The 21,588-nt window shown below is 74.4% G+C and carries 17 protein-coding genes and 2 pseudogenes; 10 read left to right on the plus strand and 9 right to left on the minus strand.

What is annotated here, in order from left to right; all coding sequences use genetic code 11:
- Window positions 1-7: 7 nt before the first annotated feature.
- The 4 genes from ACFY0P_RS28395 (at window position 8) to ACFY0P_RS28410 (ending at window position 4,713) form a co-directional block, all read left to right on the plus strand.
- Complete coding sequence (locus ACFY0P_RS28395; RefSeq protein ID WP_388918894.1) at window positions 8-1,597, plus strand: sugar ABC transporter ATP-binding protein; 1,590 nt, start codon at window positions 8-10, stop codon at window positions 1,595-1,597.
- The gene (locus ACFY0P_RS28400; RefSeq protein WP_388918897.1) at window positions 1,594-2,688 is read left to right on the plus strand and encodes an ABC transporter permease; all 1,095 of its coding nucleotides are present in this window, start codon (window positions 1,594-1,596) and stop codon (window positions 2,686-2,688) included. Before ACFY0P_RS28395 ends, ACFY0P_RS28400 begins: the two co-directional genes overlap by 4 nt.
- The gene (locus ACFY0P_RS28405) at window positions 2,685-3,839 is read left to right on the plus strand and encodes a substrate-binding domain-containing protein (RefSeq protein ID WP_388918900.1); all 1,155 of its coding nucleotides are present in this window, start codon (window positions 2,685-2,687) and stop codon (window positions 3,837-3,839) included. The genes ACFY0P_RS28400 and ACFY0P_RS28405 overlap by 4 nt, the downstream gene beginning before the upstream one ends.
- Before the next feature lie 250 nt (window positions 3,840-4,089).
- Complete coding sequence (locus tag ACFY0P_RS28410; protein WP_388919080.1) at window positions 4,090-4,713, plus strand: DedA family protein; 624 nt, start codon at window positions 4,090-4,092, stop codon at window positions 4,711-4,713.
- Between the two features lie 5 nt (window positions 4,714-4,718).
- Here ACFY0P_RS28410 and ACFY0P_RS28415 read toward each other — a convergent pair whose 3' ends face one another.
- Window positions 4,719-5,144, minus strand: coding sequence for a MarR family winged helix-turn-helix transcriptional regulator (locus ACFY0P_RS28415; RefSeq protein ID WP_388918902.1), 426 nt, complete (start codon window positions 5,142-5,144; stop codon window positions 4,719-4,721).
- 79 nt (window positions 5,145-5,223) lie between these two features.
- Between ACFY0P_RS28415 and ACFY0P_RS28420 the strand changes: the two genes are divergently transcribed.
- Complete coding sequence (locus tag ACFY0P_RS28420; RefSeq protein WP_388918905.1) at window positions 5,224-5,661, plus strand: PaaI family thioesterase; 438 nt, start codon at window positions 5,224-5,226, stop codon at window positions 5,659-5,661.
- A 40-nt stretch (window positions 5,662-5,701) separates the two neighbouring features.
- On the opposite strand, the gene ACFY0P_RS28425 is transcribed toward ACFY0P_RS28420, so the two are convergent.
- From ACFY0P_RS28425 to ACFY0P_RS28445, 5 genes are all read right to left on the minus strand, one after another.
- Complete coding sequence (locus ACFY0P_RS28425; protein WP_388918908.1) at window positions 5,702-7,213, minus strand: sensor histidine kinase; 1,512 nt, start codon at window positions 7,211-7,213, stop codon at window positions 5,702-5,704.
- Window positions 7,210-7,956 carry a response regulator transcription factor gene (locus ACFY0P_RS28430; protein ID WP_388918911.1) on the minus strand — a complete coding sequence of 249 codons (747 nt, stop codon included), beginning with the start codon at window positions 7,954-7,956 and terminating at the stop codon, window positions 7,210-7,212. Before ACFY0P_RS28430 ends, ACFY0P_RS28425 begins: the two co-directional genes overlap by 4 nt.
- A 20-nt stretch (window positions 7,957-7,976) precedes the next feature.
- A complete protein-coding gene (locus ACFY0P_RS28435; protein ID WP_388918914.1) occupies window positions 7,977-10,202 on the minus strand; it encodes an ArnT family glycosyltransferase in 2,226 nt (741 codons plus the stop codon).
- Between the two features lie 26 nt (window positions 10,203-10,228).
- Window positions 10,229-11,491, minus strand: coding sequence for a glycosyltransferase (locus tag ACFY0P_RS28440; RefSeq protein WP_388918917.1), 1,263 nt, complete (start codon window positions 11,489-11,491; stop codon window positions 10,229-10,231).
- 613 nt (window positions 11,492-12,104) lie between these two features.
- Window positions 12,105-12,581 carry an MEKHLA domain-containing protein gene (locus ACFY0P_RS28445; protein WP_388918920.1) on the minus strand — a complete coding sequence of 159 codons (477 nt, stop codon included), beginning with the start codon at window positions 12,579-12,581 and terminating at the stop codon, window positions 12,105-12,107.
- A 31-nt stretch (window positions 12,582-12,612) separates the two neighbouring features.
- On the opposite strand from ACFY0P_RS28445, the gene ACFY0P_RS28450 reads away from it, so the two are divergent.
- Genes ACFY0P_RS28450 through ACFY0P_RS28460 form a run of 3 tightly spaced genes read left to right on the plus strand, consistent with a single transcriptional unit; the run spans window position 12,613 to window position 13,843 of the window.
- Window positions 12,613-12,741: a hypothetical protein gene (locus ACFY0P_RS28450; RefSeq protein WP_388918923.1), complete on the plus strand. Its 129-nt coding sequence runs from the start codon at window positions 12,613-12,615 to the stop codon at window positions 12,739-12,741.
- Window positions 12,738-13,088 (plus strand): hypothetical protein, encoded by a 351-nt coding sequence (locus tag ACFY0P_RS28455; RefSeq protein WP_388918926.1) that lies wholly within the window; start codon window positions 12,738-12,740, stop codon window positions 13,086-13,088. The genes ACFY0P_RS28450 and ACFY0P_RS28455 overlap by 4 nt, the downstream gene beginning before the upstream one ends.
- Window positions 13,085-13,843, plus strand: a complete 759-nt coding sequence (locus ACFY0P_RS28460) for an MFS transporter (protein ID WP_388918929.1) — start codon at window positions 13,085-13,087, stop codon at window positions 13,841-13,843. Before ACFY0P_RS28455 ends, ACFY0P_RS28460 begins: the two co-directional genes overlap by 4 nt.
- Window positions 13,844-13,847: 4 nt before the next feature.
- Here ACFY0P_RS28460 and ACFY0P_RS28465 read toward each other — a convergent pair whose 3' ends face one another.
- Complete coding sequence (locus ACFY0P_RS28465; protein ID WP_388918932.1) at window positions 13,848-15,179, minus strand: enolase C-terminal domain-like protein; 1,332 nt, start codon at window positions 15,177-15,179, stop codon at window positions 13,848-13,850.
- 211 nt (window positions 15,180-15,390) lie between these two features.
- Here ACFY0P_RS28465 and ACFY0P_RS28470 point away from each other — a divergent pair, with 211 nt between their 5' ends.
- Both ACFY0P_RS28470 and ACFY0P_RS28475 read left to right on the plus strand, forming a co-directional pair.
- Window positions 15,391-16,095 carry a hypothetical protein gene (locus ACFY0P_RS28470; protein ID WP_388918935.1) on the plus strand — a complete coding sequence of 235 codons (705 nt, stop codon included), beginning with the start codon at window positions 15,391-15,393 and terminating at the stop codon, window positions 16,093-16,095.
- Window positions 16,096-16,116: 21 nt separating this feature from the next.
- Entirely contained in the window at window positions 16,117-20,367 is a 4,251-nt protein-coding gene (locus ACFY0P_RS28475; RefSeq protein WP_388918938.1) for a cation-translocating P-type ATPase, read from the plus strand.
- Window positions 20,368-20,379: 12 nt separating this feature from the next.
- Here ACFY0P_RS28475 and ACFY0P_RS28480 read toward each other — a convergent pair.
- Window positions 20,380-21,066, minus strand: a pseudogene (locus ACFY0P_RS28480) (response regulator); the annotation flags it as partial.
- Window positions 21,063-21,368, minus strand: a pseudogene (locus ACFY0P_RS28485) (sensor histidine kinase); the annotation flags it as partial. The pseudogenes ACFY0P_RS28480 and ACFY0P_RS28485, both read right to left, overlap by 4 nt.
- Between the last annotated feature and the right edge of the window lie 220 nt (window positions 21,369-21,588).

The following is a 21,588-nucleotide window of genomic DNA, read 5'->3' on the forward strand; positions in this document are numbered from 1 at the left end:
ATCCCGAATGCCACGATGTGCCGCACTAGTATCACCGGGGAGAGTCGGGAAGAAGAAAACGTCAGGCCGACCCCCGGAGCTGTCCGTGCACGACCCTCCCGACCCCCTGGTACGGATCCGCGGGCTCACCAAGCGGTTCGGCGGGACCCGCGCGCTGGACGGGGTCGACCTCGACGTCCGGGCCGGCAGCGTCCTGGCCCTGCTCGGCCCCAACGGTGCCGGGAAATCCACGCTCATCAAGGTGCTCGCGGGGGTCCATCACGCGGACGCGGGCTCGGTCACGGTGGCCGGGCACCCGCTCGGCAGTCGCGCCGCCGCCCGCAGCATGTCCTTCATCCACCAGGACCTCGGCCTCGTGGAGTGGATGACCGTCGCCGAGAACATCGCCCTGACCACCGGATATCCGCGCCGCGCCGGACTGATCTCCTGGCGGCGGACCCGGGAGCGCTGCGCCGAAGCCCTGGAGACGGTCGCCGGACACCTCGATCCGGACACGCGGGTCGCCGGGCTCGGTCCCGCCGAGCGTTCGCTGGTCGCCGTCGGCCGGGCCCTGGCGGCCCGCGCGCGCATCGTCGTGCTCGACGAGCCGACCGCCCGCCTGCCCGCCGCGGACTGTGCCCGGCTCTTCCGCGCGCTGCACGCCCTGCGGGACCGGGGGCGCGGCATCCTCTACGTCACCCACCGCATGGACGAGGTGTACCAGGTGGCCGACGCCTTCGCCGTGCTGCGCGACGGTCGGCTGGTCAGCCACGGCCCGCTGGCGGGCCACAGCCCCGCCCGGCTGGTCCAGGACATCGTCGGCGAGGAGGCGCCCCGCCCGCTCCCCGCCGCCGGCCGCGGGGGCGGCCCCGCCGTCCTGGTCCTCGACCGCGCACGGACCGCCGGCACGGCGGCGGTCGCCCTGGAGCTGCGGGCCGGGGAGGCTCTGGGCCTGGTCGGCCTCTCGGGCGCCGGGCACCTGGAGCTGGGCCGCGCGCTGGCCGGCGACCGGCCCTTCCTCGGCGGCCGGGTGCTCCTGGGCGGCCGGCCCTACCGGCCCCGTACGGTCGCGGACGCCGTAGCGGCCGGGGTCGGCCTGGTGCCCGGCGACAGACAGCGTGAGGGCTGTGCCCTGGGACTGACCGTGCGCGAGAACCTGCTGGCCAATCCCCGGGCGGGCGGGCTGCCCGCGCTGCGCTGGATCGGTCCCCGCCGCGAGCGCGCCCGCGCCGCGGAGCTGATCGACCGCTTCGCCGTGCGGCCGCGCGCCGGCGAGGCCCCCCTCGCCACCCTGTCCGGCGGCAACCAGCAGAAGGTCCTGATCGGCCGCTGGCTCGGCGCGGACCTGCGGCTGCTGGTCCTGGAGGAGCCGACCGCGAGCGTGGACGTCGGGGCCAAGGCCGCGGTCCACCGCCTGCTCGACGAGGCGCTGGCCGGCGGTCTCGCGGTCCTGCTCGTCTCGAGCGACTTCGAGGAGGTGGCGGGCGTGTGCCGGCGCGCCCTGGTGTTCGTCCGCGGCCGCGTGACCACGGAGCTGAGCGGAGCGGACCTCACGGTCACGGGGCTCGCCCGGGCGGCCTCGGCCCTGCCGGCCCCCGGAACCACCACGGACCCATGACCGCCGCGCCCCCGCCCTCCTCCCCGCACTCCCGGCCGCTGCGGCGGGCTCCGGCCCGGCACCTCGCGGGCGCCTACGGTCTCCTGGTCCTCACCGCGCTCCTCGTCGTGGTCTTCTCCCTCGCGCTGCCGCGCACGTTCCCCACCCGGGACACCGTCGACGCGATCCTGTCCAACCAGTCGATCCCGGCCGTCCTCGCGCTCGCCGCCATGGTCCCGATCGTGACCGGCTCCTTCGATCTCTCCCTCGGCTACGGTCTCGGCCTGGCCCACGTCATGGTGCTGGAGCTCGTCGTCGGCGCCGGCTGGCCCTGGCCCTGGGCCTGCCTCGCGGTGATCGCCGGGGGCGGGGTGGTGGGGGTCCTCAACGGTGTGGCCGTCGAGTTCGGCCGGATCGACTCGTTCATCGCCACCCTCGGGACCGGCAGCATGCTGTACGCCGTGACCGGCTGGGTGACCGGCGGCGGCCGGATCGTCCCGGGCCCGGCCGGTCTGCCGACCGCATTCACCGGTCTCTACGACTCCACGCTCCTCGGCCTGCCGCTGCCCGCGTTCTACGTCCTCGCCCTCACCGTCGTCCTCTGGGTGCTGCTGGAGCGCCTGCCGCTCGGCCGGTTCCTCTACGTCATCGGTGCCAATCCGCGCGCCGCCGAACTGGTCGGCATTCCGACCCGCAGGTACACCGTCTACGCGTTCACCGCCTCGGGGCTGATCGTGGGCTTCGCCGGGGTGCTGCTGGCGGCCCAGCAGCAGATCGGCAATCCCAGCGTCGGTCTCGACTACCTGCTGCCCGCGTTCGTCGGCGCGCTCCTCGGCTCCACCGCGATCAGGCCCGGGCGTCCCAACGCCCTCGGCACGCTCGTGGCCGTCGCGGTGCTCGCCGTCGGCCTCACCGGCATCGGACAACTCGGCGCCGACTTCTGGACGGTCCCGCTGTTCTACGGCGGCACGCTGCTGCTCGCCGTGGGCCTGGCCGGCTACTCCGCCCGCCGGCTGCGCACCGGGGCCGACGCGGCCCGCGACGCACCGGCCGACGCGCCGCGCCCGCCGACGGCGGCCTCCGGAGACGGCACCCCCGGTACCGCGCCATGACCCCCACCGCTCCCCGGCCCGGCCGGGCCAGGTCCGTCGCCCTCGCACTGCTGATTGCGGCAGCCGCCCTGGCGGGCTGCCAGCGCGGTTCGCCGAACGGCCCCGCGGTCTCCACCAGCGGTCCCGGCGGCTGCCCCGCCGTCCAGGCCACGGCCGGAGCCGCCGTCGCACGGGCGGAGCGGACCGACACCGCCTGGAACGGACCGACCACCGGCCCCGCGGCGGTGTCCGGCAGGACGGTCGTCTTCGTCGCGCAGACGATGACCAATCCCGGCGTCGCGGGCGCCGCGAGCGGCCTGCGGGAGGCCGCGCACGTCATCGGCTGGAACGTCCGGGTGATCGACGGAGGCGGCAGCCCCGCCGGCATCCAGGCGGCCCTGAGCGAGGCGGTGGCCCTGCGGCCCTCGGGCATCGTCATCGGCGGCTTCGACCCGGGCTCGACCACGCAGCAGGTCACCGAGGCCCGCGCGGCCGGCATCCCGCTCGTCGGCTGGCACGCGGTCGTCGCCCCGGGCCCCAGCAGACGGCCGCCGCTCTTCACCAACGTCACCACCCGGGTCGAGGACGTGGCCGGCATCAGCGCCCAGTGGATCATCGCGCACTCCGGCGGCCGGGCCGGGGTCGTCCTGTTCACCGACGCCTCGGTCCCGTTCGCGCGCACGAAGTCCGAGCTGATCAGGGAGAAGCTCGCCACCTGCGCCGGCGTACGGCTGCTCGCGTCCGAGAACATCCCGATCCCGGACGCGAGCAGCCGCACCCCGCGCGAGATCGCCGCCCTGCTCTCCCGCTTCCCGGACACGTGGACGTATTCCGTCGCCATCAACGACCTGTACTTCGCGGACGCCGCCCCCGCCTTCCGCGCGGCCGGCCGCAAGGGGACCGGACCGCCCTTCAACATCGGGGCCGGGGACGGCGACCCGTCCGCCTTCCAGCGCATCGACAGCGGGCAGTACCAGGCCGCCACCGTCCCCGAGCCGCTGTCGCAGCAGGGCTGGCAGATCGTGGACGAGTTCAACCGCGCCTTCGCCGGCCGTCCGGCCAGCGGGTATGTCGCCCCCACCCACGTCTCGACGGCCGCCAACAGCGCCGGTGCCACGACCTGGGACCCACCGGGCTACCGGGAGGCCTACCGGAGGATCTGGGGCAGATGAGCCGCCCGGTCCCGCCTTCCGGTCCCGGCGGAAGCGGGCCCGGCGCGGGGCGCCGCCCCAGGGGCCGACGACTTCCCGGGCCGTATCCCGGGCCGTCTCCCCGGCCGTATCCCGGTCCGTGTGCGGATCGCACGATTCCCGGTCGCCGTCGGGAGGCGTCCGGGCGCGCGGTGTTGCGGGCGGGTCCCCGGCCGCCGTCACGCCACACTTGAGGGAGACGGCCGGCGAGCGGCACGGGGAGGCGAGCGTGGTGATCGCCGTCAATCCGACGGACAGCGGCTCGCTGCTCGCTGCCTTCGGCGCGCTGGGTGTCCTTGCGGTGATCTTCGCCGAGTCGGGGCTGCTGGTCGTCGGCTTCTTCCTGCCGGGTGACACGCTGCTGTTCCCGGCCGGGGTGCTGTGCGCGGCGAACGCGGACCGGGCGCCCCGGCTGGAGCTGTGGCAGGTGCTGGTGTGCGCGGCCGTCGGCGCGGTGGCGGGCGGGCAGGTCGGCTATCTGATCGGCCGGCACGGCGGGCGGCCGCTGCTGGCCCGCGCCTCCCGGCCGCGGGTGCGGGAGGGCGCCGCCCGGGCCGAGCAGCTGCTCGCCCGCTACGGGTACGGGAAGGCGCTGGTGATCGGCCGTTTCGTGCCGATGCTCCGGTCGGTGCTGCACCCGGCGGCCGGGGCGCTCGGGGTGCCGGTACGGCCGTTCACCGTCTGGCAGGCCGTCGGCGGAGTCCTGTGGTCCCAGACCTTCGTCCTCGCCGGGTACGCCCTGGGCTCCTCGGTCTCCCACATCGACCGCTATCTGCTGCCGCTGGTCGGCGCGATCGTCGTGCTGTCCCTGCTGCCGCTGCTGCTGGAGGCCCGCAGGGCACGCCGCGACCGCTGACCCGCTCAGGGCTCCCAGTGCGCCAGGCGGTGCAGAGCCGCGGCCGTCTCGGTGAAGCCGTCGGCGCCGAGCAGGGCGCGCAGCTCGGCGTTGAAGCCGTCGATCTCCGGCCGCGCCAGGGCGAGCGCACCGGCGCCGCGCTCGGTCAGTTCGAGTACGACCGCGCGGTGTTCGCTCGGGTGCCGGTGCCGGGTGACGAGGCCGGCCTCCGTGAGCCGCCGGACCAGCGCGGTGATGCCGGACTCGCGCTGCTGGAGGACCTGGGCCAGCCGCTGCTGGGTGATCCCCGGCTCGTCGCTCACCGCGAGCAGTGCGCCGAGTTGGGCGGTGGTGATCCCGGCGGCGGACAGCAGCCGCCGGTCGGCGGTGGTGCGCAGCTGGTGGGCGGCGCGTTGCAGCAGGAAGAAGAGGCGCTGGTCGGGCTCGGGCATGGGCGGAATCTTGACAGAGCAGCCGGTCGGGCGCCATTCTCACTTCACTAGTGAATCGACCCGGTGTGGGGTGGCGAGTGTGACCGACACGCCCGATCTGGCCTCCGCCCGGAAGATCCTGGCGGCCCAGCCCTTCAGCGTCCTGGTCGGCACCCGGCTGGTGGCCTTCGGCGACGGCGGGGCGACGCTGGAACTGGACAACCGCGCGGAACTGCGCCAGCAGTACGGATACGTCCACGGCGGGGTGCTCGCCTACGTGGCGGAGAACGCGATGGCGTTCGCGGCCGGTACCGGGCCGGGGAGCCGGCCCCTGACAGCCGGGTTCACCATCGACTACGTGCGCCCGGCGGACGGCGAACTCCTGCGCGCCCGGGCCCGGGTGGTGCGGGCCGGCCGCTCGCTCGCCGTCTGCCGCTGCGAGGTGGCCAACGTCGGCGCCGACGGCGGCGAGAGCGTGTGCGCCGTCGCCCAGGGCACGATCTCGTTCGCGTCGGGCGGCGGCTCCGGCAGCGGCTGACCGGACGCGGTGCGGTCAGCCCGCCGCCGGCAGGATGCGGTCAGTCCGCCGCCGGCAGGACCAGCCGGAACGTGCAGCCCCGGCCGGGGGCCGTGTCGAGTTCGAGACGGCCGCGATGGCCCTCGGCGATGGTCGCCGCGATCGCCAGGCCGAGGCCGCTGCCGCCATGGGCGCGGGACCGGGACGGGTCGGCGCGGTAGAAGCGCTCGAAGACGTGCTCGGCGTCGGACGCGGCGAGGCCGGGGCCCTCGTCGGCGACCTCCAGGACGGCCACCGCCGATCCCGGGGACAGCGGAGCGGAGGCCGAGTAGCGTCCCGGGCGGTTGGTGCCGCCGGTCCGGAAGCCGGCCGAGGTGACGCCGACCCGGACGTGCACCGGGGTGTTCGGCGGGGTGTGGGTACGGGCGTTCGACAGCAGGTTCTCCACGATCTGCCGCAGCCGGTGCGGATCGCCCACGGCCGGGACGATGTCCAGCTCCCCGCCGTCCTCCCCGTCGCCGCACAGCGGACCCAGGTCGGTCGGATGCCCCCGGCCGTGCACGGCGGCGCCGCTCACCGCGTCGGCCGCCAGCGACAGCAGGTCGACCGGCTCCGACTGGTACGCCGGCTCCTTGTCGAGGGTGGCGAGCAGTTGCAGGTCGTCGACGAGGAGACCCATGCGCTCGGCGTTCTGCACGATCAGCCGCTGCGCCTGCCGCTCCTCCTCCGCCGAGCGGCGCTCGGGACGCAGCGCGAGCTGGGCGTACCCCTGGATCGAGGTGAGCGGGGTGCGCAGTTCGTGGCCGGCGTCGGCGACGAAGCGGCGCAGCCGGGCCTCGGAGGCCTCGCGTTCCGCCAGCGCCCGCTGGAGCCGGTCCAGCATCGAGTTCAGCACCCGTCCGAGCCGGCCGATCTCGGTGTGCGGGTCGGTGTCGGGCAGCCGCAGGTCCGCCCGGCTCTCGGTGATGTCGGCCGCGGTGCGCTCCATCCGGGTCAGCGGCAGCAACCCCAGCCGTACGACGGAACGACTCAGGGCGAGCAGGGCCGCGACCGTGACGGCGAGCAGGACGACGTCCGCCCAGAGGAGTTTCGACATGGCGCCGTCGACCGTGTCGAGCGGCAGGGCGATCACGATCTTCGTGCCGTCGTCCCCGTTCCGCAGGACCACGCGCCAGTGCCCGCCCCCGGAGACGGCGGGAACGGTCGCGGGCCGGCCCTCCCGCAGCTCCAGGTTCCGCACGGAGTCCGGCAGCCGGGGGCCGGGCTTGTCCTTCGAGCCCAGCGTCGTCTTCATGAGGTGGCTTTCCGCGTCGTAGACGTAGACCCGGAAGTCCGACGGGAGCGCCGTCTGCTGTGTCTGTTTCACGTTGGACTTGCGCAGTGCCTCCAGGAACGCCGGGGACGGCGGCTGGAAGCTGGTCAGCTGCTGGTCGACGCGGTCCAGCAGCCAGGTGCGCAGGACGAAGAAGCCGGCCAGCTGGGAGGCGAGCACCGCGGCCGTGGCCAGCAGGGTGACGCCGATGATGAGCCGGCCGCGCAGCGACTTGAGCGCGGCGGCGAGACGGCGTCTCACGACTCGGACGCCTCCTGGTGGTCACGGGGCAGCCGTAGGCAGTAGCCGATACCGCGGACCGTGTGGATCAACGGCGGGTCGAACCGGTCGATCTTGCGGCGCAGGTACTTCACGTACGTCTCGATGATGCGCTGGTCCCCCGCGAAGTCGTAGCTCCAGACGTGGTCGACGATCTGGGTCTTGCTCACCACCTGCCCGGCGTTGACCAGGAGGTAGCGCAGGAGCCGGAACTCCGTGGGAGAGAGGGCGACGTACTGCCCGGCGCGGTGCACCTCGTGGGCGAGCTCGTCGAGTTCGACGTCGGCGTAGCGCAGCACGCCGACGGGCGCGGGCGGCTCGGGGTCGCCGGCGGTGCGGCGCAGGATGGCCTCGATGCGGAGCAGGACCTCCTCGATGTTGAAGGGCTTCGCCACGTAGTCGTCGCCACCCGCCGCCAGGCCCTTGATGCGGTCGTCGACCCCGGTGCGGGCGGTCAGGAACAGCACGGGTACGTCGTTCCCGGCCGCCCGCAGCCTGCGGGTCACCTCGAAGCCGTCCAGGTCCGGCAGCATGACGTCGAGGAGCATCAGATGCGGCTGCACCCGCTCCACCTCGACCAGGGCGGACTGGCCGCTGTCCGCGCCGCTCACCTCGTACCCGCCCGCGAGGCGGAGGGTCGATTCCAGCAGCGTGCGGATGCTGGGCTCGTCCTCTACGACGAGGAGCCGGTACCTGGATTCCGCGGTCGCGGACGGCGGGGTCATGGCGCGTTCTTCCGTTTCTCTCAGTGCCGGTCGGCCGCGCAGTCGTACAGGACGGTGGCGCCGCCGAAGCCGGCGGTGCCGCTGGTGCTCGTGCTCGACGAGCCGCCGTACGCGGAGGCGGGGACCTTGGTGCAGTTCTTCGCGATCCACTGGGTGCGCTGCTGTCCGGCGCCACTGGCTCCGCCCGGGCCCCCGGTCATCCCACCGGCCCCCGAGTCGGTGCCGAGCACGTAGCGCAGTTCGCCGTCCTTCGTCCACTTCTCCAGCCGGCCGGTGGACGGGACGTTGTCCATGCCCGTGAATCCGCCCATGCCGATCACCGTCCGGTCGCTGTCCAGTATGAACGCGGCGGCACCCGTGGCGCCGCTCGCCACGGCCAGCTTGATCCGTGCGTTCGGCGCGTTCTTGACGGCGTAGGCGAGGATCCTGCGCTGCTCGCCGGTGAGCCGGACACCGCCCATGCCGCCGCCCAGGCCGCCGCCCATCCGGCCGGTCTCGCTGCCCGAGCCGCCCGGTATCGACGGCATGCCCTGGCCCGCCGCGGAGCCACCCGAGCCCGCCGAACCGCCGGTCGGCATCCCGGACGGCATAGCCGACGGCATTCCGGAACCAGAACCGGTGCCTCCGCCGGACAGCCCCGGCATGCCGGACGGCATCCCCGAGGGCATCCCCGATCCTCCGACCCCGCCGCCCGAGCCCCGGCCCGGCATACCCTTGCCACCGAACATCGAGGTCATGGGCCCGGCGCTCGGGTTGGTGCCCCCCATGCCCTGGTCCTTGGCCCCGGCCTCGGTCACGGCCCAGGCCCCGGGCGCCAGCAGCACCGCGAGGACCGCCGCCGGCACTGTGGCGGGCACCAGGCGCTTCCGTCGCCGCACCAGGAACAGCAGGACGACGGCGGCACCGCCCGCGAGCAGGACCGGCCAGACCAGCCAGCCGTTCCAGTCCGGGTCACGCCGGATGACCACGACGGCCCAGATCACCGTGGCGGCGACCGCGACAGCCCCCGCCACCGGCGCCCAGCGCACCCCGCCGCGGTGCAGCCGGGCCAGGAGGACGAAGCCGCCACCACACAACGCGGCGATCGCCGGGGCGAGTTGAGTGGTGTAGTAGGGGTGGAAGATGCCTTCCTGGGTGCTGTAGACCGCCGCGCAGACCACCAGCCAGCCGCCCCACAGCACCCAGCCCGACAGCGGCAGCAGGTCGGTCGCGGCCAGGCGTCCCCCGCGACGGAGCACCTCCGCTGCCACCGCCACGGCGAGCAGCACGCCGCACGCCGGCAGCAGCCAGCTGACCTGCCCGGCCACCTGGTCGTTGAAGAGGCGCCCGGCACCGGCCTGGCCGCCGAACGCACCGCCGATGCCCTGGGAGGTGTCCCCGCTGGAACCGAAGATCCGGCCGAAGCCGTTGTAGCCGATGATCAGGTCCCAGGCCGAACCGTCCTCGCTGCCGCCGATGTACGGGTGGTCGCCGGGCCACAGGGCCACCATCACGACCCACCACATGGACGACACGAGCAGCACCCCCGTGGCAGCCGCGAGCCGCCACAGCCGCGCCGCCCAGGTACCGGCCGCACCGATCAGCCAGGCGGCGGCGAAGGCGGGCAGGACCATCCAGGCGGCGAGCATCTTGGTGAGGAACCCGCAGCCGATCAGGAACCCGGTCGCGCACAGCCAGTACGTCGCCGCCCTGCCCTCCGCGCGCAGGGCCCGGGTGAGGGCGTAGGCGGCCGATACGAGCAGCAGCACGAGCAGGCTGTCCGGATTGTTGTCCCGGTTGATGGCCACCGTGATCGGGGTGACCGTGAGCACCAGGGCGGCGAGCAGCGCGGCCCGCTCCCCCGCCCAGCGGCGCACGGTGCGGTGCAGCACGAACACCGCGGCCACGCCCTCGACCGTCTGGGGCAGGATCAGCGCCCAGCCGTGCAGGCCGAAGATCTTGGTGCTGATCACCTGGGGCCACAGTGCGGCCGGCGGCTTGTCGACGGTGACCACGCCGGCCGGGTCGAAGGAGCCGAACAGGAAGTTGGTCCAGTTCCGGCCCATCGACTTCACGGCCGCCGAGTAGTAGCTGTTGCCCCAGCCGAGCGAACTCAGCGACCAGGCGTACAGGACGGCGGCGAGGACGAGGGTCGCGCCGAGTGCCGCCGGCGCCGCCCAGGCGGGCCAGGAGCGGCTCCCGCCGTCCTCGGCGGTGGGGTCGGCGGCCGTGGCGGGCGTCGACACCGTGTGAGCGGATGTGTTCATGGGAGGGAAGTCGCTCTCGTCGGGGGTCAGTGGGCGGCGCTGCGGAAGACGGCGGTGCGCAGGACGACGAACCGGACGGCGGTCACCACCAGGGAGGCGGCCGTCAGGACGAGCGTCTCGGCCGCCGTGGAGGCCGCGGGCTCGGCCTGCTTGAAGAGGACCACCGCGAGTGACGTGACGAGATAGCCGAGCACGAAGAGGAGGCCGGCGCCGAGGTGGGCGCGGCCCGCGCGGGCCGTCGTGTGACGGAAGGTCAGGCGGCGGTTGGCCTCGGTGTTCAGCAGGGTCAGGACCAGGAGGGAGAACAGGTTCGCCAGGGCCGGTGACCACCAGGAGCGCAGCAGGGCGTAGAGCAGCGCCTGGCCGACGGTGGAGGCGATGCCGATGGCGACGAAGCAGCCGACCTCCCAGGACAGCACGGTGCGCCGGGTGGAGGGGGTGGCGAGTACGGCGTCCGGGTGCTCGGCGGCCGGTGCGGGGCGCTGGGCGAGCTCGACGCGCGCGGCCCCGGAGGCCTTGGCACGGGCCATCCGCCACAGTCCGCGCAGGTCGTCACTGGCGGTGCCGACCACGTCGACCCGGGTGTCGACGTCCTCCACCCAGTCGACCGGCACCTCGTGGATGCGCAGCCCGTTGTGCTCGGCGAGCAGCAGCAGTTCGGTGTCGAAGAACCAGGCGTCGTCCCGGGTCGCCTCGAGGAGCGGGCCGAGCACCTCGGTGCGGGCGGCCTTGAAGCCGCACTGCGCGTCCGTGAACCTGACGCCGTGGGTGAGCCGGATGATCGCGTTGTAGCAGCGGGAGACGAACTCGCGCCGGGGTCCGCGCACGGTGCGCGCCCCCGGCGCCAGCCGGCTGCCGATCGCGATGTCGGAGTGGCCGCTGGCCAGCGGTGCGACCAGCGGCAGCAGGCCGTCGAGGCCCGTGGAGAGGTCCACGTCCATGTACGCGACGATGTCCGCCTCGCTGGCGCCCCACACGGTGCGCAGCGCCAGGCCACGGCCCTTGCGGTCCATGTGGACGACGGCGACGCCCGGCAGCTCGTCGGCGAGCTCGTGGGCCACGGCGAGGGTGCCGTCCGTGCTCGCGTTGTCCGCGACCGTGATGCGCCACGGGAAGGGGAAGTCCTCACGGAGCCGGGTGTGCAGGGTGCGCAGGCAGCCCGGGAGCGCGCGCTCCTCGTTGTAGACCGGGATGACGATGTCGACGGTGGCGGTACCCGATCCGGCGGGCGAAAGGACGGCGGGGCGCTGGAAGGCGAACGTGGGAACGGATGTGGGGGTGGCAGTCATGGCTTCCTAAGCGGGAGGAGACAATGGGGGCGGCTCCTGGGCCCGGGGCGGGCCGGTTCCCGACTGTTACCGGTGCGACTGGGGGATGCCGGAAAGAAATCTGGGAACTGACGGAGAGTCAGAGAGCAAGGCCGAAAACCGGCCACCACCTCCGCCTCCCGCTCCCCCACCCCTCCGACAAGGCATTTCCCGGCCCTACGGCGCCCCGCACCCCCTTCTCCACGCTTCCTCGGGATCACCAGCGAAGAGATAGGCAGGCTGCCTGCTATTGCTTGTCGCCGGCACCGTGGCGAACCAGACGGCGCTGTACCAGGAGGCGCCCGCGGACAGCGTCGGCACCCTGACCAAGTCCGCCTGACCCCCGGCCGCCCCCGAGCGCCGCCCCACCGGCCTCGCCCCTTCGGCTCCCGCTGTCCGCGATCCTGTTCATGATCGCCGCGGCCTTGGCGTTCTTCCTGGGCGGTCAGCGGGGCGTGCGCTCATCTGAGCAGATGAGCGTGCTCAAGCGAGGAATCTCAACCTCCCGGTCCACGTCAGGGGCTGTCCGGCGACCGGCCGGGCAGCCCCTGCCGAACCGGGCTCGCGTCGCGGGCGCTCGGGTTCCGACGGCCCGTCATATCTCGCTCCACGAGCGGAACACGGCCGCCTGGCCATGGCAGGTTCCGTCCTCGTCAACGAGGTTCCACATGGTGACGTCCTCTATCCAGAATCTCCGGCCGGACCCGGCGATCCGCAGCCCCCGGTAGCCGGAGGCGTATCCCCGGGTCGTCACCGAGCGCACGAAGGCGTCCCGGTCGCCCTGCGCGTCCGGATCGGCGGACAGCCGGGACGGGAGCCCTACGAACTCCTCCCAGGGGTATTCGAAGCACTGCTGGGCGGTGCTGTTCGCGTAGACGAAGACCGGATCCGGCGCCGCGTCGTGCGCGAGCAACCCGAAGGGCGCGTCCTCGTAGAGCCACCGGGCCGCCTCATCGGCGTCCGGGAACACCCTGGGACACAAGGGGGCGCCGGTCAGCCGCTCGTGGCTGGAGAGCAGCAGCTGCGCGAAGTCCGAGCCCCGGCCGGGCTCCGCGTCGTACGTCGTGACCATCGGTGTGCGCCCTCCGTCGATTCCGGAATGGATGATCGCAGAGCGGGTGGAAGCGGCTTCGCCCGGCCCGCTACCTCTCGCCGCGGCGGCCGTGCGGGCGGTCCCGGTCCTGTTCGGCTACGCGCCCAGCGGGCGGACGTCCGTCGCGGTGGAGGTGTGATCGTCCAGCACTTCTCCTGGCGCTGGATCTACCTGCCGACCGTTCCCGTCGCGCTCCTGACCGTCGCCGTCGCGGCCCGGCAGCTGACCGACTCGCGGGCACCGCACGGCCGCCGTCTGGACTGGCCCGGCCGGCTCACCGCGACGCTCGCGGTCACCGCCCTGGTGTACGGAGTGATCGAGGGCGGGGCGAGCTCGTTCACCGACGTCAAGGTGATGGTGGCGCTGTTCACGGCCGTGGTCGCCGGTGCCGGGTTCGTGCTCGCGGAGCAGCGCAGTGACAGCCCGATGCTGGACCTGAGCCTGTTCCGCAGCCCGTGTTCACCGCCACCACTCTGGTCGCGATGACCAGCTTCCTGGCGTTGATCGGGTTCTTCTTCGTGCTCAGCCTCTACTTCGGCATGGTGCAGCGGCTCGACACCATGGAGGCCGGGTGGCGGCTGCTGATGGTCACCGGGGCGGCCCTGCTGGTCGGCGGCCCGGGGGGCCGGCTGATGCACCGCATATCGGCTCGGGTGATGATCACCGGTGGTCTGCTCGTGGTCACTGCCGCCCTGTTCGCGCTGACCGGTCTGACCGCCGACACCTCGTTCGGCTCGGCGGCCTGGCGGCTCGCCCTGCTGGGCCTCGGCATGGGCTTCGTCATGACGGCGATGACCGCGACCGCGGTGGCCTCGGTGCCGTACCACCTGGCCGGCATGGCCGCCGCCGGCAACAACGCGTTCCGGCAGGTCGGCGGCGCCCTCGGCCCGGCCGTCCTGGGCGCGCTGCTCACCACCCGGGCCGTCGACGCGCTCCCCGGTCACCTCACCGACGCGGGCGTCACCGGCGCGGCGCAGGACCACGTCGTCACGACCGCACGGACCGACGGCCTCGGCGCGGTCGCCGGGCTGGACCTGGGCGCCCGCACCGGCCGGACGATGGGCGCGCTCGGCGACTCCTTCCTGGACGGGATGCGTCTGTGCCTGATCACGGCGGGGAGCCTGACGCTGCTGGCCGCCCTGGTCGCGGCGGTCCTGCTGCGCGCCCCCCGGCAACAGCTCACGCTCCGGGCGGCCGGGCACACCACGGCCGGGAAGTCCTCGGCCGCGCAGGGCGCCTGACGGCTCACCGCACCAGGCAGGGCCGTTTGGCGTCGAAGGCCCAGCCCTCCACGAGGTACTGCATCCCGGTCGCGTCGTCCCGGCCCGAGCCGAGGTTGTGCTCCTCGTGGAGGGCGTGGGCCGCGAGCAGCCGGTCCATGTCGAGGCGGACGCCGAGGCCGGGGGCGTCGGTGACGGCGACCTCGCCGCCGGAAATCCTCGGCGGCTCGACCGTGAGCCGCTCCTGTCCCTCCTGCCAGATCCAGTGCGTGTCCAGGGCGTTGTAGTCGCCGGGGGCCGCGGCACCGCAGTGGGCCATCATGGCGAGCGAGATGTCGAAGTGGTTGTTGGAGTGGCAGCCCCAGGTCAGCCCGGTCTCGTGGCAGAGCTGGGCCACTCGCACCGACCCCTGCATGGTCCAGAAGTGCGGGTCCGCGAGCGGGATCGAGACGGACTGCAGGGCGAGCGCGTGGGTGAGCTGCCGCCAGTCGGTGGCGATCATGTTGGTCGCGGTGGGCAGCCCGGTGGCCCGGCGGAACTCGGCGAGGATCTCGCGCCCGGAGTAGCCGCCCTCGGCCCCGCAGGGGTCCTCGGCGTAGGCGAGGGTGCCGAGCAGCGGGCGGCACAGCTCCACGGCCTCGCGCAGCGACCAGGCGCCGTTGGGGTCGAGGGTGATCCGGGCCTCGGGGAAGCGGTCCTTCAGCGCCCGGACGGCCTTGACCTCCTCGGCCCCCGCCAGCACGCCGCCCTTGAGCTTGAAGTCACGGAACCCGTAGCGGTCGTAGGCCGCCTCCGCCTGCCGGAGGATCGCCTCCGGGGTGAGAGCCTCCTCGCGGCGGATGCGGTACCAGGGCACGTCGGAGTCGGGTTCGCGGAGGTAGTCCAGCTCGGTGCGGTCGGGGTCGCCGACGTAGAAGAGGTAGCCGAGGACGCGTACCGAGTCGCGCTGCTTGCCGTCGCCGAGCAGGGCGGCGACCGGCACCTCCAGGTGCTGGCCGAGCAGGTCGAGGAGCGCTGACTCCACGGCGGTGACGGCGTGCACGGTGGTGCGCAGGTCGAAGGTCTGCTCCCCGCGGCCTCCGGCGTCCCGGCCTCCGAACTCCTCCTCCATGGCCCGCAGCACCCGCTTGTAGTCGCCCGGCCGGGCTCCGACGACCAGGGACCCGGCGTCCCGCAGGGTCCGGGTGATCGCCTCCCCGCCGGGCACCTCACCGAGACCGGTCCGGCCCTCGGAGTCCTCGACGACCACCACGTTGCGGGTGAAGTACGGGGCGTGCGCACCGGAGAGGTTGAGCAGCATGGAGTCCCGGCCTGCCACCGGATACACGGAGAAACGGGTGACGACGGGCTGACTCATGGGCGAACGTCCTTACTGGCGAAACGATATCTACATATGAAGATGGAGGTTATGGATGCAGACGCGCTCCGGTCAATGGGCGGCCCCGGAGAACGGCATGTGCGCAGCGGCGAAGACTTTTCGATATATCCGATAGATCCCGGATGACCGTCTCATCCGGGGGCACTCAGCAAGTCAGCAAGCGTGGTTCCAGCACTGACGAGGAGTAGTCATGGCTGAGCAGAAGCCGTCCTCGGCCCTCACCGCACCCCTGCGGAGCGCGGCCTCGGCGGTGCGCAGAGTGCCCGGCGCCGAAGCGGTGAGCAAGGCCGCCGAGGGAACCCTGGACAGGATCGGAGCCGTCTCGCCCCGTGGCCGTCGGATGGCCGTGTACGCCGGAGCCGGCGTGCTGGGGGCGGTCGGGCTGGTCGAGTGGCCCGTCGCGCTGACCGGCGCGGCGGTGGCCTGGCTGACCCAGCCCCGTCCGCACCACGACGGCGAGACCGTCCAGCCGGAAGCCACCGGCGGCATGCCCGGCGATGCGGGCCACGGCGCCTACGTGGCGATGGGCGATGCGGCGACGACACCGCGGCAGGGGCCCGCCACCGGCGCCCCGGGCCCGATGCTGGAGGACGAACTGCCGGGCGGCGCCTGGACCCGACCGGCGGGTCCGGCAACACCGTCGGCACCCGCCACCGAACCGCCGGCACGCACCGCCGAACCGTCGACACCCGCCACCGAACCACCGACGCCCGCCGCCCCACCCGCCGAACCCGACGCGCCGGTCACACCGCCCGCACCGGTCACACCGGCCGAGCCCACCGCCGGTCCGGCCGCCCCGCTCACCGACCCGATGGTGCCGCCCGCCACTCCGGGAGCGTCGCCCGGGGACGAGGACCCGCCGCTGGCCGATCCGCCACCACCGCCGACCAGCTGAGTGCACCGGGAGTGACGCGCGATGGCGTTCGGGTTGCCGACGGTCCTGTCCGAGGCGCCCCGCCTGCTGGCCCGGGCGGCCGCGCCGGGAGTCGGTGCGGTCGCGGGGGCGGCGGCCGGAACCGCGCGGGCCGGCGTCAGGAGCCTGGACACGGCCGCCCGTATGACGCGGGCGGCCCGCGCCGCGCTCCTCGGCGACGGGCGGCAGTGGCGGTCCGGCACCCGAGCGCACCTCGCGCTGCGCGCGGCCGACCCCGGTCAGGCGCGGGCCGCGGGCGGTCTGCAGCGGATCGCCGGGCATGTCGCCGAGGCGCTGACGGAACACCCCGACGTCCTGTTCGCCTACTGGGACGCGGGCCTGGGCCGCCTGGTGGTCGCCGCGGCCGAGGAGGCGGTCACCGACGACGTCGTACGGCACGCCGCCGACCTCGCCGCCCGGCACGGTCTCGTCGCCGACCCCGACGCCGCCGAGGAGATCACCCATCCCGCCGACCCGGACGGCATCCGGGCCGCCCTGGTGACGCTCGCGGCCGATCTGGTCGGTACCGGCGTCGGCGTCGCCGCCTACGCGCTGGGGCTGCCGCCGTCCCCGCGCGCGGTGACCGCGGTGGTGACGGTGCTCCGGGAGAACCCCCGCGTCCGCGGCATGATCCGCGCCCGCCTGGGCGCCGACGCCATGGACCTGGTGCTGACCTGTGCGAACGCCGCGGCCCACGGCGCCGGGCAGACACCCGCCGCGCTGCTGCTCGACGCGGGGCTGCGGGGCTGCCAACTCGCCGACACCATGGCGCGGGCGGCCGCCTTCGAACTCCTCCACGACGAGCTGTGCACCCCGGACCGGCCGAGCGTCGGCGACGGCGGCCATCCGCGCCCGGCCCTGCGGGCCACCCCGGCCCAGGAGTACGCCACGCACGCCTTCACCGGCAGTGTGCTGGGCGCGGCGGCCACCCTGCTGGTCAAGCACGACGTCACCGAGGCGGCGGAGGCGGTGCTCGCGGGCTCCCCCAAGGCCGCCCGGTACGGGCCGACCGCGTTCGAGGCGGTGCTCGGCGCCGTCCTGGCCCGGTCGGGGCTGCTGGTCCGCGATCCGGAGCGGCTGCGGCAGCTGGAACTGACCGGCACGATCGTGCTCCATCCGAGCGCGGTGTGCACCGCCGACGGGGAGCCCGACCCCTGGACCGAGCCGGTGCTGGACGCAGCCCGGCGCGCCGGGCTGCGGGTGGTGCTGATGGAGGACCCGGCCCTGGAGGACTTCACCGGCCTCGCCGACCAGGTGGTGGACGCCCGGCGGCCGTTGGACGACGTCGTCTGCTCCCTGCCCGAGGACGCGGGCGCGGTGATCACGGTGGCCCGGCTGTGGTCGGGCAAGGACAACGGAGTGCTGGCCGGACTGCTCGCCGGTGACATCGCGCTCGCGCTCACCGACGGCGGCAGCGCGGTCGTCTGGAGCGCCGACGCCCTCGCCCTGCACGGGCTGCCCGACGTGTGGCGGCTGCTGACCGCGATACCGGCCGCACGCCGGGTGGGCCGGCGCTCGCAGACCCTGGCCCGGTCGGGTGCCGCGCTCTCCGGGCTGCTGGTGGCGGTCGGCGAGTCGGGGAGCGGGCGCGGCGGCGGACGGATCGCACTGCCCGGCCTGCGGCACGCACCGGTGGACGCCGCCGCCGCGACCGCGCTGCTGTCCGGGACCCTGGCGGCCGTGCGCGTGGCGAAGGCCGAGGCCCCGCAGCCCAGGGCGCGGGTGCACTGGCACGAACTCGGCCCGCGGGAGACCCTGGAGCGGCTGGAGCACGAACGCGAGACGGAACCCCCCGGCGAGCGGGAGCAGGAGCAGGACACCGAGCCGTCCCGGAACCCGCTGCTCACGCCGGTGCGGTGGACGCTTCGGCTCGCCCGGGCGGTACGGAGCGAGCTGGACGACCCGCTGACGCCGGTGCTGGCCGTCGGCTCGGCCGCGTCCGCGATCGTCGGGTCGGCCGTGGACGCCCTGCTGGTGGTCGGCGCGCTCGACCTGAACGCGCTGATCGGCGGGGTCCAGCGGCTGCGGGCCGAACAGGCCGTGTCCGGGCTGCTCGCCGAGCAGAAACGGCAGGCCCGGGTGGCCGAAGCACCCGAGGAACCGGACACCCACACCGTCGACGCGACCCACCTGGCGCCCGGCGACGTGATCGACCTGCACACGGACGACGTGGTACCGGCCGACGCCAGGGTGCTGTCCGAGGACGGCCTGGAGGTCGACGAGTCCGCGCTCACCGGGGAGTCGGTGCCGACCGAGAAGCACACCGCCGCGACCCCGCACGTGCCGGTGGCCGACCGGCACTCCATGGTCTTCGAGGGCACGACGGTGGCCGCCGGACATGCGCGGGCGGTCGTGGTGGACACCGGCGAGCGCACCGAGGCCGCCCGCGCCGTCCACCTCGCCGCACGGACGCCACCGGCCGCCGGCATACAGGCCCGGCTGCACGAACTCACCGCGCGGGCACTGCCGTTGACGCTCGGCGGCGGCGCCGCGATCACCGGCCTCGCCCTGCTGCGCGGGACCCCGATCCGGGAGGCGGTGAGCGGCGGCGTGGCCGTCGGTGTCGCCGCCGTGCCGGAGGGGCTGCCGCTGGTGGCGACGGTGGCCCAGCTGGCCGCCGCCCGGCGGCTGAGCCGGGGCGGGGTCCTGGTCCGGGCACCTCGTGCGCTGGAGGCGCTCGGCCGGATGGACACCGTCTGCTTCGACAAGACAGGCACCCTCACCGAGAACACGCTGCGTCTGGTGAAGGTCGCCGACGCCGACGGGGAGAGCCACGCCGCGGACGCCGAGGCGGCCGCCGGAGTCCTGCGGGCGGCGGCCCGGGCCTGCCCCCGGCTCGGTGACGGCGACGGCCCGCCGGAGCACGCCACCGACGCGGCGGTCCTCGACGCGGCCGAACCCGATCCCGAGTGGGAGCAGTCGGAGGGACTCCCCTTCGAGGCCGCCCGCGGATACGCCGCGGCCGTCGGCCGGTCCGGCGACGAACCGCCCCTGCTGGTGGTGAAGGGAGCACCGGAGACCGTACTGCCCGCATGTTCCGGCGCCGCCGGACACGCCACACAGACCGCGCAGGCGCTGGCCGCCGAGGGCCTGCGCGTCCTGGCCGTCGCGCAACGCCGCACGGACGACGCCGGCACGGCCCCCGACATCGTGGAAGCACCGCTGGAACAACTGGAGTTCCTCGGCCTGCTCGGCTTCGCCGACACCCCGCGCGAAACCTCCAGGGCGCTGGTGCGGAGTCTGCACGAGGAGGGCATCCGGCCGGTGATGCTCACCGGCGACCACCCGCAGACCGCCCGGTCGATCGCCGCCGAGCTGGGCTGGCCCGACGACACCGTCGTGGTGACCGGCGACGACCTGGCCGGCGCCGACCGGTCGGGCAGAGCCCGGAAACTGCGCGACGCGGGTGTCGTGGCCCGGGTGGCACCGGAGCAGAAGCTGCAGGTCGTCGAGGCGTTGCGGGACGCCGGCCGGGTGGTCGGCATGGTCGGCGACGGCGCCAACGACGCGGCGGCGATCCGCGCCGCCGACATCGGCGTGGGCATCAACGCCCGCGGCTCCGCCGCCGCCCGCAACGCCGCCGACCTCGTCCTCACCGACGACGACCTGACGGTGCTGATCGACGCCGTCCGGGAGGGCCGGGCGCTGTGGCACAGCGTCGCGGACGCCGTCGCCATCCTCATCGGCGGCAACGCGGGCGAGATCGGCTTCGGCATCCTCGGCACCCTGCTGTCCCGCCGCGCTCCGCTGTCCACCCGTCAGATGCTGTTGGTCAACCTCTTCACCGACCTGTTCCCGGCGATGGCGGTGGCGGTCACCCCGAAGAAGCCCGCGGAGCAGCGGGTCCCCGGCTCGCCGTCGGACGTGCTCGGCGCGCCCCTGCTCCAGCAGATCCGCCACCGCGCGCTGACCACCAGCGCGGGCGCGCTCCTGGCCTGGCTGATCGGCCGCGGCACCCCCGGCACGCCCCGCCGCTCCAGCACGATGGCGCTGACCGCGGTGGTCGGCACCCAGCTCATCCAGACCCTGCTGGACCGCCGGGACAGCGCACTGGTCCGCCTCGCCTCCCTCGGCTCGGCCGCCGTCCTGCTCGCGCTCGTCGAGACCCCGGGAGTCAGCCGCTTCTTCGGCTGCACCCCGCTGGGCCCGGTCGCCCTGACCGCGGTGGCCGCCTCGATCGCCCTGGCCGTGTGGAGCCAGCGCGCCCTGCCCTTCCTGGAGAGGACGGTCGCGGGCCTGATGCCGCAACCGTGACCCTCCGGCCCGTCCGCCCGCGCCTCGACGGCCGCCCGGGGTGACCAGTCCGGTCTCGTAGGCGACGACCACCGCCTGGGCTCGGTCGCGCAGGGAGAGTTTGCCGAGGACGCGGGAGACATGGGTCTTGACGGTGGCCTCGGAGAGGTGGAGACGCGCGGCGAGTTCGGCGTCGGACAGTCCCTGGGCGAGCAGGCGCAGGACGTCGAGTTCGCGCGGGGTGAGGTGGGCGAGATCGCGGTGCCGGGCGGCGGAGTCGGCGCCCGCGCGGGCGAAGCGTTCGACGAGGCGGCGGGTGGCGGCGGGCGCCGGCAGCGCTTCACCGCGCCGGACCGAGCGGACGGCGGCCGTCAGGTGCTCGGGCGTGACGTCCTTGAGCAGAAGGCCGCTGGCTCCGGCGGACAGCGCCGCGTACACGTACCGGTCGAGGTCGAAGGTGGTCAGCATGAGGATGCGCGGCGGGTCGGGGGCGGCGAGGATCCGGCGGGTGGCCTCCAGGCCGTCCAGCTCGGGCATCCGGATGTCCATCAGGACGACGTCGGGCCGGGTGCGCCGTACCGCCTCCACCGCTTCGTGGCCGTCGGTGGCCTCCGCGACGACGTCGATGCCGTCGGCGCCGAGGGTCAGCCGGAAGCCCGTGCACACCAGCGCCTGGTCGTCGGCGACCACGACCCGGGGCGGACTCGCCGGTGAACTCACGTGCGCTCCAGGGGTATCAGGGCCCGGACCCGGTAACCGCCCAGCGGACGCGGTCCGTTGTCGAGGGTGCCGCCGTGCACGGCCAGTCGTTCGCGCAGCCCGATGAGCCCGCGCCCGTTGCCGGTGGCGGCGGCCGGTCCCGGGGTGCCTCCGGAGTCGGTGATCTCGAGGCGCAGTTCGTCCTCGCCGTAGTCGACGCGTACGTCCGCCCGCGAACCGGCCGCGTGCTTCGGGGCGTTGGTCAGCGCCTCCTGCACCACGCGGTAGGCGGTCAGCTCGACTCCGCCTGGCGGGCGGGACGGCTGCGCACGGTCGACGCGCTGGCCGTGGGCCACACCCCGGCGGTGGGCCGGGGGCGCCCGGCCGCTCGGCTCGCGGCCCGGCTGCCGGTGCCGCGGGCGGTGGGCCTCGGGCTGGCCCGGCCCTTCCACCGGCCGGCCCGGGCCGCCTCGATGGTCGCGGCGGTCGTCGACCGCGCTGCGCACCGAGTGGTCCGACGACCGCTTCTGGACGCGCCTGTGA

It is taken from the genome of Streptomyces sp. NPDC001714 (genome assembly GCF_042892755.1).
GTDB lineage: Bacteria > Actinomycetota > Actinomycetes > Streptomycetales > Streptomycetaceae > Streptomyces.